The organism is Natronomonas sp., assembly GCF_046710025.1.
Taxonomy (GTDB): Archaea; Halobacteriota; Halobacteria; order Halobacteriales; family Haloarculaceae; genus Natronomonas.
On record NZ_JBKEGK010000062.1, the window covers coordinates 1 to 12,444 of the forward strand.

Consider the following 12,444-nt stretch of genomic DNA (forward strand, 5'->3'; position numbering starts at 1 on the left):
GGAGCAGCGACGCGTCGGCGAGTTGGGCCTGTGTCATTGCTCCCTCGTACTGGAGGGTCTTATATACCAATTTGGCGCTCGGCGGCAGCGACGCGACTGCCGATTCGTTGTCCGTCATACTACAATACATGCGCCCCACCTCATTAACATTCGGTCGGTCGGACAGACTGTACGCACAACCGAAGTAAATATATATGCAGGTTTTGAGGTAGCCGTACGATGGCCGGAGGGCGACTGAGCGGGCCGCCCGGCAACCCGGATCGGTCAGCAGAGCAGTTCGAAGACAGATATCTGGCGCTACGAACGGGGGGTCCGCTCGCCGCGCGTCAGTTTTCGAGCAACCCGAGGTCCGCCGCAACGTGGTCAGCGAGGTGATCGAACACGTCGGGATCGACGGAGGCGACCGATTCGCCGTCGTGGAGCCGTTCGTTATGTCCGGCGACCGCGTCCTCGACATCTGAAAAAGGAATCCGCGATCGGGTCCCGCACTCCGGACAGACAATCGGGATCTCCGGGAGGTCTGAATCGTCGCTCATACGCCCCGATATCGCCCCCGAAAATAAAACCACCCCGGTTCGACGAGAGTCAAGCGTGCTGTGAGGGTAGGGCGGCGAGAGCCTTGGTGAGCTCGCGGGTGTTCGGAAGGACGTACAATCGCACTTCAGCCTCGCGGTCGTCAACCTCGATGGCGGTGTCGATCGTAAACGCGTAGTCTTGATCCCCGGAGAGGCGGCGTTGGACGCTCCGGATGACATCCGCGCCCGAGTCCCGAATCAGATCCGGGGGTGTGTGTTCGATGCTGCTCTCGAGAGTATTCGCCCATCCATCGATAAACCCGCTGGTGACGATGTTACCAAGTTCCTTGATTGCCTCCTCGGCCATGTCCCCACCGGGGGCAACGCCGTCGGGAAGCATCGCGTCGGCGACGCGGCGGGCCGACGCCTCGCTGAACATCGCAATAAAAAAGCCGCTCGGCAGCCCGGTCAACTCGAAGACGACACTGAGATACTGACCGGGACCGACCGCTGCGGACATATCGGAGAACGAGAGGAAACGGAGCTGACTCACCGAAACGTCGGTATCGAGCCCGGTCATCTGCGCGATCTGTCCCGACGCCCGCTCAGCGCTTTGGTCGGCGAAACCGTTGAAGACTGCGAGTTTCTGCGCCGGCACCGCCAAGTGGTTCGGCTGTGCCTCAAGTAGGCTGACGAACTCCTCGTACTCGGGGATCAGATAGATCGGCACCGAGAGGTCGTAGTCGGCCGCCTCGAGGCGGCTCTCGAAGAGGAAAACGCCGGTCTCGGACGCCTCCCGGCGGGTCATCCGTGGGAGGATGCGGGTTCCGGACGCCTCGATGTACGTCGGCGGCGTCATGTCGATCTGCGTCCCGACGTAGTTCGCCCAGCCGTCGACGAAACCGCCGATCATGATGTTGCCGAGTTCGGCGAACGCCCCGCCGGCGAGGGTCCCCGTCGCCCCGCGCGATTCGAGCCGCTTTCGGAGCCGTCCGGCGGCATCGGGATCAAAGATCAACACGGTCTCCCCGGAGAGGCCGCCGGAGAGTCCGACCTGCACGCCGACGTAGCGGCGTCCGGTGAATATGTCGTCGAGCGCCCCGTCGGAGACGAGACTGACGCCGGTCACGTCGTGTTGCATCCGGATGCCGATCATCTGCGAGAGCGCTTTGGCCGCCTGTCTGGCCCCATCTGAGGCGAGGTGGTTGTACTCTTCAAGTTGGTTGATGGCGATCCTCATGGGTTGTGCGGGTGGGGTGCCCGAGTCAGTCTGGACGGCGGGGGCGAACGATCCGAACCGAGCGGATCGAATCTGGCGGTCGAACGGGGACGAGGACAAAGGTCGGGACGGTGACGACGACACCCCGGTGAGCCTGCGTGCATGCAGTATACCCGGTGCGTCCACATAGTAACCCCACGGTGCGACACAGCGCTCGAAAGACGGGTCAATCGGGTTTCCGTATCAGAGCTCAATCGAACATCCCTGTCGACATATAGCGCTCCCCGGAGTCCCAAAAGACGGTGATGACGAGGGGACAGTCCTCGTCGATCGGCGCGGCATCCACCGGGTCGTCCTCGACGATACCGATATCATTGTTCGGGCCGGGACACCGCTCGGGGTCGACGCCCCGCTCCGCGGCCAACCGGCGGGCAACGCGTTGTGCGGCGACCAACGATCCGCCGGAGGACTGCCCGACGAGGATGCCCTCCTCGCGGGCGAGGCGACGACACTCGGCTTCAGCGGCGTCGATATCGACGGTCTCGACGTCGGTCAGTAGTTCCCGATCGAGGTTCGAGGAGACGAATCCGGGACCCATCCCCTGGAAGTCGTCGTCGCCGGAATCGCCGCCGGAGAGGACGGCGTTCGTCTCCGGCTCGACGCCGACGACCGCCATGTCGGGGAACGCCTCACGAAGCCGTCTCGCGGTCCCGGTGATCGTCCCGCCGGTGCCGATCCCGGCAACGAGGGCGTCGATCCGTCGCTCGCCGACCTGTTCGAGGATCTCGGCCCCGGTCGTCCGGTAGTGGGCCTCCGGGTTGGCAGGGTTCTCGAACTGACGCAGTTGGACCATCCCGGCCTCCGCCTCAAGTTCGTCCGCGCGATCCTTCGCGTCCGAGATCGTCCCCTCGACGAGCTCTAGGTCGGCCCCGTAGGCCGCCATCACCTGCCGGCGCTCGGGCGATTTCGACGCCGGCATCACGACGGTGATGTCGTAGCCCTTCGCGGCGGCGACGACCGAGAGCCCGATTCCGGTGTTGCCGGAGGTCGGTTCGACGATCCGGTCGTCCGGTTGCAGGTCACCGGCCTCCTCGGCGGCTTCGACCATCGCCAAGGCCGGGCGGTCCTTCGCCGATCCGCCGGGGTTCTTCGATTCGAGCTTCGCCGCGACGACGGATCCGGGCGGCGATTCGACCTGCACCAGCGGCGACCCGATCGTGTCGAGAATGCCCCGTTTCATCGTCCGGGCTTCGATGCGGGACTACAAAACCCCGGTGAACCGCCGCGCCGATTCCGGTCAGCTACTCGGGGCGATCGGAGCCGCCCCGTCGTTCCGTCGTCTCGATCCGTTCGGCCCCCTCGATATGTCGCCGCGACGGCTCGACGTACCGGTCGCCGGCGCTGGCCTACGGCGAATCGTCGACCTCTTTAAAAAGTCGGCCGGGACGCCGGCGTACAGGGTGTCGGCTCCGATTTCCGTGTCCTCGGTGGCGAGGCTGTTTGCTCCGACCATCGCCCGCTCACCGAGGATCGACCGGTCGAGCACGGTCGCGCCCATCCCCACGAGAGCTCGTAGCCCTCAAGATCCCGTATCATACGCCGTCGTCACGGGTACTCAGTATAAAAACCCGGCTCGGGGCGAACGGCTAGGATATAAATACGCCTGAATCAGACGAGATGAGCAACGCGCTCTCGGAGATCGCCGGGGCTGAAGGGCTTACTCACGTAATCGTCGATCCGCCCCTCGATACCCGAGACGATATCGGAGTCGCGGTCGTGGCCGCTGAGGAAGACGACCGGGAGGGAACGCAGGCGCTCGTCGCTTCGGATGCGATCGAGGACCCCCTCGCCGTCAAGCCCCGGCATGGAGATATCGAGGATGACGAGATCCGGCGGGTCACCGGTTTCGAGTCGCTCCCAGCAGTCGTCTCCGGTCTCGAAGCTCTCGACGGTGTGTCCCGCGGATTCCAGCGTCAACCCGATTAGATCGCGGATGCCGGTGTCATCCTCGGCAACCACGACGTTCGCTGCCCGCATGATAGGAGATAGCGTGTATCTGTACCTATACCTTTCGTCGTGGCCGCGGTTTCGTTCGGGTCAGAGTGGTGCTGTAGCCGAGGTCCGGACAGCCTACGATCCGATAGATGGAGGTTCAGGCGAGCAAGGAAAGCGTAGAAAAAAGAAGGCCGGCCGACCGAGAGCCGGGGAAAACCGTACAGGCAAATTTAAATAGGACGGAAACAGTCTAATAAATTGCAATGACACAGCACGAGGATACGTCGGCTTCGCCGGCGGATCGAGTTCTTCCAGGGCACACTAGATAGTACCTCAGAGATAAGTGAGGCCCGGATTTTTGACACGACGCTGCGCGACGGCGAGCAATCACCACGAACCTCGTTCTCGTACGAGGACAAACGAGAGATTGCCTCGATCCTCGACGACATGGGGACCCACGTCATCGAGGCCGGCTTCCCGGTGAACTCCGAGGCGGAGTTCGAGGCCGTACGAGACATCGCCGACGCGACGTCGACCACGGTTTGCGGGCTTGCCCGCGTCGTGGACAAGGACATCGACGCCGCCCTCGATTCAGGCGTCGAGATGGTGCACGTGTTCGCATCGACGAGTGACGTACAGCTGCAGGATTCGATGCACGCCACCCGTCAGGAGGCGCTCGACCGGTCCGTCGCGGCCGTCGAGCGCGTCACGGACGCTGGCGCCACCTGCATGTTCTCGCCGATGGATGTCACGCGCACCGAGGAATCGTTCATGATCGACGTCGTGGAGGCCGTCTCGGAGGCCGGGACGGACTGGATCAACCTCCCCGACACTTGCGGAGTTGCGACGCCGCGGCGGTTCTACGACATGGTCGAGACCGTCTGCTCGCACACGAACGCCCGTGTGGATGTCCACACCCACGACGACTTCGGGTTGGCCTCGGCCAACGCCCTATCGGGGTACGAGGCCGGTGCCGCGCAGGCACAGGTGTCAGTCAACGGGATCGGCGAGCGCGCCGGCAACGCGGCCTACGAGGAGGTCGTCATGGCGCTCGAATCGCTGTACAACGTCGACACTGGAATCGACACCCGCCGAATCACCGAACTGGCGCAGGTAGTCGAGGCCAAGAGCGACATGCCGATCCCAGCGAACAAACCGGTCGTAGGGAGCAACGCCTTCTCCCACGAGTCCGGCATCCACGCCGCCGGCGTCATCGAGAACTCCGACACCTTCGAACCGGGCGTGATGACGCCGGAGATGGTCGGTGCAACCCGACAGCTGGTGCTCGGCAAGCACACCGGAACCCACTCCGTCCGCGAGCGACTCGAGGACGCCGGGTTCGAGCCGACCGAGGCCGAGGTTCGCGAGGTGACCCGAATGGTCAAAGACCGCGGCGCGGAGAACGAAGAGATCACCTTCGAGCGACTCAAGCAGTTCGCCAAGGAGATCGACGTCCGGCGCGAGGAGGTACGGATATAACAATGATCCCGCCGGCCGTTCGCGCCCGTCCCGAGCCATCGGCACACGCGAGCGGCGTAGCGGTCGGCGACACCGCAACGCGGAACGTTTATAAATGTCCGCGATACAACACACGTCGTGATGACGGGTACGACGGCCGGAACGGCTGCTTTCGCGGTCACCGTCAGCCTCGTATCCGGTATTGTAGGGGCTCGCTAGCCCCTACAGCACACTTCTCACGACTGCGGTTCGTATCGGATCCAGACGACCCCACAGCCGGAACAATGCACACACGAGACACCAACCGACGGTATCGAACGACAAACGAGGACGCGGGACAGACAGAGGAGCGATCATGAGCAAAGAACAGGCACGAACGGCTCCCGAGGCGGACGAGGAATCGACGACAGGCGACATTGAGACGGGGGCGGATGCGGTCGTTCGCGCCCTCGAGAACGCAGGTGTCGAACACCTTTTCGGCGTGCAGGGCGGCGCGATCATGCCGGTGTACGACTCGTTGTATTACTCCGACATGACGCACGTCACGATGGCCCACGAGCAGGGGGCCGCACACGCCGCCGACGCCTACGGGATCGTCAGCGGCGACCCTGGCGTCTGTATGGCGACTTCGGGGCCGGGGGCAACGAACCTCGTGACCGGGATCGCCGACGCCAGCATGGACTCTGACCCGCTTATTGCGCTGACCGGACAGGTGCCAACCGAGTTCGTCGGCAACGACGCCTTCCAAGAGACGGACACAATCGGCGTCACCGCCCCGATCACCAAGGCGAACACCTTCGCCGACGACGCCGGAACAGTCGGCACCGATGTCGGGACGGCATTCGCTCTCGCCGAGAGCGGTCGCCAGGGACCCACCCTTGTCGACCTGCCGAAGGACGTGACCAGCGATCCGACGACGCAAGATCCCGGCGCGCCGACGCTTCCGGAGACGTACAACCCGCCGGAGACGGCCAATCCGGACGCCGTCTCGGATGCCGCCGACGTGCTGGCGGCGGCCGAAAAGCCGGTCATCCTGGCCGGCGGCGGCGTGATCAAAGCCGAGGCGAGCGACGAACTCCGCCGGTTCGCGAAGGAACACGAGATCCCGGTCATCACGACAATGCCCGGCACCGGCTCATTCCCCGAGGACCACGAACTCTCCCTCGAGATCGCTGGCATGCACGGCACCGGCTACGCCAACATGGCGATCACGGTGACCGACTGTATGCTTGCGATCGGGACTCGATTCGACGACCGCCTCACGGGCGGCGTCGAGACGTTCGCCCCGGACGCCGATATCATCCACGTCGACATCGATCCCGCCGAGATCTCGAAGAACATCGAGGCAGATCACCCGCTCATCGGCGACGCCAAGGCGGTGCTCGACCAGCTCGCCGACGCGATGGTCCACTCGCCGTCGACTGACGCGTGGCTCGAGCAGTGCGAGATGTGGACGGAAGAATACCCGATGGACTACGCGGCCCCCGAAGACGATCCGGTCAAACCGCAGTACGTCGTCGAGGTCTTCGACGAGATGACTGACGACGACACGGTCGTCACCACGGGCGTCGGCCAACATCAGATGTGGGCCTGGCAGTACTGGACGTGGACGGAGCCCCGTACGTGGGTGACCTCTCATGGTCTCGGAACAATGGGGTACGGACTGCCCTCCGCCATCGGCGCGAAGTTCGCGGCCCCTGACCGGGATGTCGTCTGTTTCGACGGCGACGGCTCGTTCCTCATGACGTGTCAGGAACTGTCGGTCGCCGTTCGAGAAAATCTCGATATCGTGATTGTCATCCTTAATAACGACGCGATCGGGATGGTCCGCCAGTGGCAGGACGCCTTCTTCGGCGAACGTCACATGGCTTCGGAGTACCCGTGGATCCCCGAATTCGACACGCTGGCTGAGGCATTCGGAGCCCGCGGCTTCCGGCTCGACACCTACGACGAGGTCGAGAACGTCGTCGAGGACGCGCTCGAGTACGACGGCCCGAGCGTCGTCGATGTCCACATCGACCCCGACGAGAACGTTTACCCGATGGTGCCGAGCGGCGGGGACAACGGGCTCTTCGCCCTGACGGAGGGGCAGCTATGAGCCGTCGACAGGATGTCCGCCGAACCGGTCTCGAAGGGCCGCCGCCGGAGGAGCGGACCCGTCCGGTCGGCCGTCGGAACTCACAGGGGATCCGAATCGATCCCGAGATCGAGGCCGAACACGAGCCGCGCCGGACGACGATTTCGGCGTACGTCAAGGACGAACCCGGTGTGTTGGCCCGCGTCTCAGGGCTGTTCCACAGACGGCAATTCAACATCGAATCGCTCACCGTCGGCCCGACGCAGAACGAGGGATACTCCCGGATCACGCTCGTCGTCGAGGAACCCGACCCGGGGATCGATCAGGCGAAAAAGCAGCTGAACAAGCTGGTCCCGGTCATTCACGTCCGGGAACTTGACGGCAACCCGGTCGCGGTCGAACTCGTCATCCTGAAAGTCGATGGCGACGAACCGGACAAGGTACAGGCGATCACGGAGATGTACGGCGGCCAAACGCTCGATGCCGGCCCCCGGACCATAACGGTCCAGATCACCGGCTCGGAGAGCGAAATCGACGACGCGATCGACGCCTACAAGCAGTTCGGCATCCGCGAGATCGCACGAACCGGCCAGGCCGCCCTGGCCCGCGGCGAGGCGGAGACAGCGAGAGTTGAGGAGAAGCACACCTGACATGACAGACGACATAGACATCTACTACGACGACGACGCGGACAGCACCGTACTCGACGACAAAACCGTAGCCGTCCTCGGCTACGGGAGCCAGGGCCACGCCCACGCGCAAAATCTCGACGATTCGGGTGTCGACGTGGTCGTCGGGCTTCGCGAGAGTTCCTCCTCACGCGAGGCGGCCCGCTCGGACGGCCTCGATGTGGCGACGCCGCGGAACGCGGCCGAGCAGGCGGATATCGTGAGCGTGTTGGTTCCGGACACTGTCCAGCCGGATGTCTACGAGAAGATCCGCGACGTTATGACAGAGGGCGACACGCTGCAGTTCGCACACGGATTCAATATCCACTACGGGCAGATCGAACCGGACGACGGCGTCAACGTCACCATGGTTGCGCCGAAATCGCCCGGTCACCTCGTCCGCCGCAACTACGAGAACAATGAGGGAACGCCGGGGCTGCTTGCCGTGTACCGAGATGCGACCGGCCACGCCAACGAAATCGGGCTGGCGTACGCGAAGGCGATCGGCTGCACGCGGGCCGGCGTCATCGAGACCAGCTTCCGCGAGGAGACCGAATCGGACCTCTTCGGCGAGCAGGCGGTGCTCTGTGGCGGCGTCACATCGCTCGTCAAGACCGCCTACGAGACGCTTGTCGACAACGGGTACAGCCGCGAGATGGCGTACTTCGAGTGTCTGAACGAACTGAAGCTGATCGTCGATCTGATGTATGAGGGCGGCAACAGCGAGATGTGGGATTCGGTGTCCGACACCGCCGAGTACGGCGGGCTGACCCGCGGTGACCGAGTCATCGACGACCACGCCCGCGAGCGGATGGATGAGATCCTTGAGGAGATCCAGGATGGAACCTTCGCCCGCGAGTGGATCACGGAAAACCAGGCGGGCCGTCCGAGCTACAGACAGATCCGTGCGGCCGAAAAGAACCACGACATTGAGGATGTCGGCGAAGACCTGCGTGCGCTGTTCGCGTGGGGGGAGGAATGAATACACGATGACGAACGAACCGAAGACACTAGGCAAGATGGATCACACCAACCCGTACACTGGACGCGTGTTCGGCGAAACACAAACGTATAGCCGGGGGAAACGCGTCGCGGCGGACGGTGGCGAAGCCGACGCGGACGACGAATCCGAGACGCTCTCGGACGTATCGCACACTTCAGAAGACGACCCTGACGGCGTACAGCGCACCTTCGACCGCGGTGAGAGCAATGAGTGAAGGAACGCTGTACGACAAGGTCTGGGAGAAACACAAGGTGACGGAGCTACCGAACGGACAGGATCAGTTGTTCGTTGGGCTACATCTCGTCCACGAGGTGACGAGCCCACAGGCGTTCGCGATGCTCAGCGAGCGCGATCTTGACGTCGCGTTCCCCGACCGGACCTACGCCACAACGGACCACGTCGCGCCGACCGAGGCCGACAAGCGTGACCGCCCGCTCCCGGACGGCGAGGCCGAGGAGATGCTCTCGGCGCTCGAGCGCAACACCGCCGGCAACGGGATCACCTTCTTTGGCTTCGAGTCGGGTAAGCAGGGGATCACCCACGTTGTCGCGCCGGAGTTGGGGCTTTCCCAGCCCGGTATGACCGTTGCCTGCGGCGATAGCCACACCGCGACCCACGGCGCCTTCGGCTCGATCGGCGTCGGGATCGGTACCTCACAGATCCGTGACGTGTTGGCGACCGGCTGTATCGCAGCCGACAAGCAGAACGTGCGGCGGATCAACGTCGAAGGATCGCTCGGTGAGGGCGTCTACGCCAAGGATATCATCCTGAAGATCATTCAGGACCTCGGCGTTGACGGCGGCGTCGGCCACGTCTACGAGTACGGCGGATCGGCGATTGAGGCCCTCGACATGGAGGGCCGACTGGCCGTCTGCAACATGTCGATCGAAGGCGGCGCGCGCGCCGGCTACATCAACCCCGACGAAACAACGTACGAGTATCTCCGTGGCCGCGAGTACGTCCCCGAGGGCGACGCCTTCGAGGAGCGGAAAGCCTACTGGGAGTCGATCGCCTCGGACGAGGACGCGGAGTACGACGATGTCGTTACGATCGACGCCGACGGGATCGACCCCCTAGTTACGTGGGGCATCAACCCCGGGCAGGTCATCGAAATCGGCGAGGCCATCCCCGACCCCGAGAGCTTCGAGTCCAGAACCGACCGCGAGGCCGCCGAGAAGGCGCTCGAACACATGGACACGGAGCCCGGACAGTCGATGCTCGGCTACGACGTCGACGTGGCGTTCCTCGGGACCTGCACGAACGGCCGCGTTTCGGACTTCGAGGAGGCCGCGAAGGTTCTTGCGGGCAACACAATTGACGAGGGCGTGCGAGCCCTGGCTGTCCCGGGGTCCGAAACCGTCCGCAAGGAGTGCGAGCGCCGCGGCCTTGACCAGACGTTCATCAACGCTGGCTTCCAGTGGCGGCGCGCAGGCTGTTCGATGTGTCTGGCTATGAACGACGACGCGCTTGAGGGCGACGAGGTCTGTGCGTCCTCATCGAACCGGAACTTCGTCGGCCGGCAGGGGTCGAAAGACGGCCGAACAGTGCTCATGAGCCCGGCAATGGTCGCGGCCGCCGCGGTCGAGGGCGAAGTCGCCGACGCGCGCAAGTACCTCGACGACGACCGCTCCGGGACCGCCGGCGGCGTCGAGGAGGTGGCCGACTGATGAGCGACGACCAACACATCACCGACGTCTCGGGCACCGGCGTTCCGATCCCCGGTGACGATGTCGACACCGACCAGATCCTCCCGGCGCGGTTCATGAAGGAGGTCACGTTCGACAACATGGCGGACTACCTCTTTTATGACGTTCGCCGCGACGAGGGCGGTGCGTTCAACGACCACCCGCTGAACCGTTTTGATGGGGCGTCGATCGCGGTCGTCAACTCCAACTTCGGCTGTGGCTCATCCCGGGAGCATGCCCCGCAGGCGATGATGCGGTGGGGCGTCGATGGTATTGTCGGTGAGTCCTACGCCGAGATTTTCCGCGACAACTGCAAGTCGCTCGGTATCCCGGCCGCGACGGCCGACCACGAGACAGTTACCGAACTACAGTCGTGGATCGAAGACACCCCCGACGGCGAAATCGAAATCGACGTCGAATCCGAAACAGTCACGTACGGCGACCGGACGATCGATGTTGAGATCGATGACGCGATGCAGGAAGCACTCACCGAGGGTATCTGGGACACGACAGCGCTTATGTACTCGAACATGAGCAAGGTCGAGGCGACTGTCGACGGCATCCCGTATGTCGAAAGCGACGACTGATTCCGAAGCCGATTTGTGGTGACAGCCGGCGACCCGCCCGCCGACATCGGTATCCTCTTTTCGCCCGCTCGCGCAGATGGTGGCATGAGTGACACGATCGCGGTCATCCCCGGCGACGGGATTGGGCGGGAAGTCATACCGGCTGCCATCGACGTTCTCGAGGCGCTCGACGTCGAGTTCGAGTTCGTCGAAGGCGAGGCCGGCGATGAAGTGCTCGAATCGCGTGGCGAGGCGCTCCCCGAGGAGACCTACGAGTTGGCGGCCGACGCCGACGCGACGCTCTTCGGCGCGGCAGGCGAGACGGCGGCCGATGTCATCCTCCCCCTCCGGGAAGCCGTCGGCTCCTTCGCGAACATCCGGCCCGCACGGGCGTATCCGGGGGTCGACTCGCTCCGGCCGGAAACGGATCTCGTCTTCGTCCGCGAGAACACTGAGGGCGTCTACAGCGGTATCGAACACGAGATCGCCGACGGCGTGACGACGCTAACCCGCGTGATCACCGACGACGCGTCCCGAAAGATCGCCGAATACGGCTTTGAGTACGCCGAGGCGAACAGCTACGACGACGTGACCGTCGCCCACAAGGCAAACGTGATGCGAACGACCGACGGGCAGTTCCTCGAGAGCGTCGGACGCGTCGCCGAAGCGGGCGGCCACGAGTACGATGAGGCGCTCATGGACGCCTTGGCGATGCATCTACTCCTCCGCCCCGAGGAGTATGGCGTCGTGATCTGCCCGAACCTCGCTGGCGACGTGCTCTCGGATCTCGCGGCCGGGCTCGTCGGCGGCCTCGGGCTGCTTCCGAGCGCCAACGTCGGCGAGGACAACGCCCTCTTCGAGCCGGTCCACGGGTCGGCGCCGGACATCGCCGGCGAGGGGATCGCAAATCCCGCCGCGACAGTGCTCTCGGCAGCGATGCTGCTCGAACATCTCGGGTACGGCGACGCGGCTGTCCGGGTCAGAGCCGCCGTCGAGGCAGTTCTCGAGGACGGTCCCAGAACGCCAGATCTTGGGGGCGATGCTTCGACGAACGACGTGACCGCGGCGATCGTCGACCGGCTGTAGCTACTCAGCCGCCGCTTCGGCCCTGATCTCGTCCCAGCGACCCTCGGATTCGAGGTGAACCTGTAGCTCGGCGGCGTATTCGGCGACGAGCGCCTCGGCGGCCTCGAGTTTCTCCTCGTCGACACCACCGGGACCGCCGCCGTCCCCGCCCAGTCCGAGCGCGCCGAGGATG

13 protein-coding genes and 1 pseudogene are annotated in these 12,444 nt (G+C 64.3%); 8 read left to right on the top strand and 6 right to left on the bottom strand.

Annotation, left to right across the window (positions count from 1 at the left end):
* From ACI944_RS06190 to ACI944_RS06210, 5 genes and pseudogenes are all read right to left on the bottom strand, one after another.
* Positions 1-130 (bottom strand): annotated as a pseudogene (locus tag ACI944_RS06190) (ArsR family transcriptional regulator); the annotation flags it as partial.
* Between the two features lie 196 nt (positions 131-326).
* Positions 327-536 (bottom strand): hypothetical protein, encoded by a 210-nt coding sequence (locus ACI944_RS06195; RefSeq protein ID WP_411718188.1) that lies wholly within the window; start codon positions 534-536, stop codon positions 327-329.
* Between the two features lie 49 nt (positions 537-585).
* The gene (locus ACI944_RS06200; protein ID WP_411718189.1) at positions 586-1,755 is read right to left on the bottom strand and encodes a chemotaxis protein CheC; all 1,170 of its coding nucleotides are present in this window, start codon (positions 1,753-1,755) and stop codon (positions 586-588) included.
* Positions 1,756-1,984: 229 nt separating this feature from the next.
* Positions 1,985-2,974 (bottom strand): PLP-dependent cysteine synthase family protein, encoded by a 990-nt coding sequence (locus tag ACI944_RS06205; protein ID WP_411718190.1) that lies wholly within the window; start codon positions 2,972-2,974, stop codon positions 1,985-1,987.
* A gap of 428 nt (positions 2,975-3,402) precedes the next feature.
* Entirely contained in the window at positions 3,403-3,771 is a 369-nt protein-coding gene (locus tag ACI944_RS06210; protein ID WP_411718191.1) for a response regulator, read from the bottom strand.
* Positions 3,772-4,008: 237 nt separating this feature from the next.
* Here ACI944_RS06210 and ACI944_RS06215 point away from each other — a divergent pair, with 237 nt between their 5' ends.
* From ACI944_RS06215 to ACI944_RS06250, 8 genes are all read left to right on the top strand, one after another.
* A complete protein-coding gene (locus ACI944_RS06215; protein ID WP_411718199.1) occupies positions 4,009-5,208 on the top strand; it encodes a LeuA family protein in 1,200 nt (399 codons plus the stop codon).
* A gap of 334 nt (positions 5,209-5,542) precedes the next feature.
* Complete coding sequence (gene ilvB, locus ACI944_RS06220) at positions 5,543-7,285, top strand: biosynthetic-type acetolactate synthase large subunit (RefSeq protein ID WP_411718192.1); 1,743 nt, start codon at positions 5,543-5,545, stop codon at positions 7,283-7,285.
* On the top strand, positions 7,282-7,914 hold the full coding sequence (gene ilvN, locus ACI944_RS06225; protein WP_411718193.1) for an acetolactate synthase small subunit: 633 nt from the start codon (positions 7,282-7,284) through the stop codon (positions 7,912-7,914). The genes ilvB and ilvN overlap by 4 nt, the downstream gene beginning before the upstream one ends.
* A gap of 1 nt (position 7,915) precedes the next feature.
* Positions 7,916-8,914, top strand: a complete 999-nt coding sequence (gene ilvC, locus ACI944_RS06230) for a ketol-acid reductoisomerase (protein ID WP_411718194.1) — start codon at positions 7,916-7,918, stop codon at positions 8,912-8,914.
* Between the two features lie 7 nt (positions 8,915-8,921).
* On the top strand, positions 8,922-9,149 hold the full coding sequence (locus tag ACI944_RS06235) for a hypothetical protein (RefSeq protein WP_411718195.1): 228 nt from the start codon (positions 8,922-8,924) through the stop codon (positions 9,147-9,149).
* The gene (gene leuC, locus ACI944_RS06240; protein ID WP_411718196.1) at positions 9,142-10,602 is read left to right on the top strand and encodes a 3-isopropylmalate dehydratase large subunit; all 1,461 of its coding nucleotides are present in this window, start codon (positions 9,142-9,144) and stop codon (positions 10,600-10,602) included. Before ACI944_RS06235 ends, leuC begins: the two co-directional genes overlap by 8 nt.
* Positions 10,602-11,207 (top strand): 3-isopropylmalate dehydratase small subunit, encoded by a 606-nt coding sequence (locus tag ACI944_RS06245; protein ID WP_411718197.1) that lies wholly within the window; start codon positions 10,602-10,604, stop codon positions 11,205-11,207. The genes leuC and ACI944_RS06245 overlap by 1 nt, the downstream gene beginning before the upstream one ends.
* A gap of 84 nt (positions 11,208-11,291) precedes the next feature.
* Positions 11,292-12,272: an isocitrate/isopropylmalate family dehydrogenase gene (locus ACI944_RS06250; protein ID WP_411718198.1), complete on the top strand. Its 981-nt coding sequence runs from the start codon at positions 11,292-11,294 to the stop codon at positions 12,270-12,272.
* On the opposite strand, the gene ACI944_RS06255 is transcribed toward ACI944_RS06250, so the two are convergent.
* Positions 12,273-12,443, bottom strand: coding sequence for a DUF5799 family protein (locus tag ACI944_RS06255; RefSeq protein WP_411718200.1), 171 nt, complete (start codon positions 12,441-12,443; stop codon positions 12,273-12,275).
* Position 12,444 lies beyond the last annotated feature (1 nt).

Bases quoted from the DNA above. Each gene is read 5' to 3' on its own strand.
- ACI944_RS06235 (WP_411718195.1), top strand. From the start codon at position 8,922: ATGACGAACGAACCGAAGACACTAGGCAAGATGGATCACACCAACCCG.
- leuC (WP_411718196.1), top strand. From the start codon at position 9,142: ATGAGTGAAGGAACGCTGTACGACAAGGTCTGGGAGAAACACAAGGTG.
- ACI944_RS06205 (WP_411718190.1), bottom strand. From the start codon at position 2,974: ATGAAACGGGGCATTCTCGACACGATCGGGTCGCCGCTGGTGCAGGTC.
- ACI944_RS06245 (WP_411718197.1), top strand. From the start codon at position 10,602: ATGAGCGACGACCAACACATCACCGACGTCTCGGGCACCGGCGTTCCG.
- ilvC (WP_411718194.1), top strand. From the start codon at position 7,916: ATGACAGACGACATAGACATCTACTACGACGACGACGCGGACAGCACC.
- ACI944_RS06195 (WP_411718188.1), bottom strand. From the start codon at position 536: ATGAGCGACGATTCAGACCTCCCGGAGATCCCGATTGTCTGTCCGGAG.
- ACI944_RS06250 (WP_411718198.1), top strand. From the start codon at position 11,292: ATGAGTGACACGATCGCGGTCATCCCCGGCGACGGGATTGGGCGGGAA.
- ilvN (WP_411718193.1), top strand. From the start codon at position 7,282: ATGAGCCGTCGACAGGATGTCCGCCGAACCGGTCTCGAAGGGCCGCCG.
- ACI944_RS06210 (WP_411718191.1), bottom strand. From the start codon at position 3,771: ATGCGGGCAGCGAACGTCGTGGTTGCCGAGGATGACACCGGCATCCGC.
- ilvB (WP_411718192.1), top strand. From the start codon at position 5,543: ATGAGCAAAGAACAGGCACGAACGGCTCCCGAGGCGGACGAGGAATCG.
- ACI944_RS06200 (WP_411718189.1), bottom strand. From the start codon at position 1,755: ATGAGGATCGCCATCAACCAACTTGAAGAGTACAACCACCTCGCCTCA.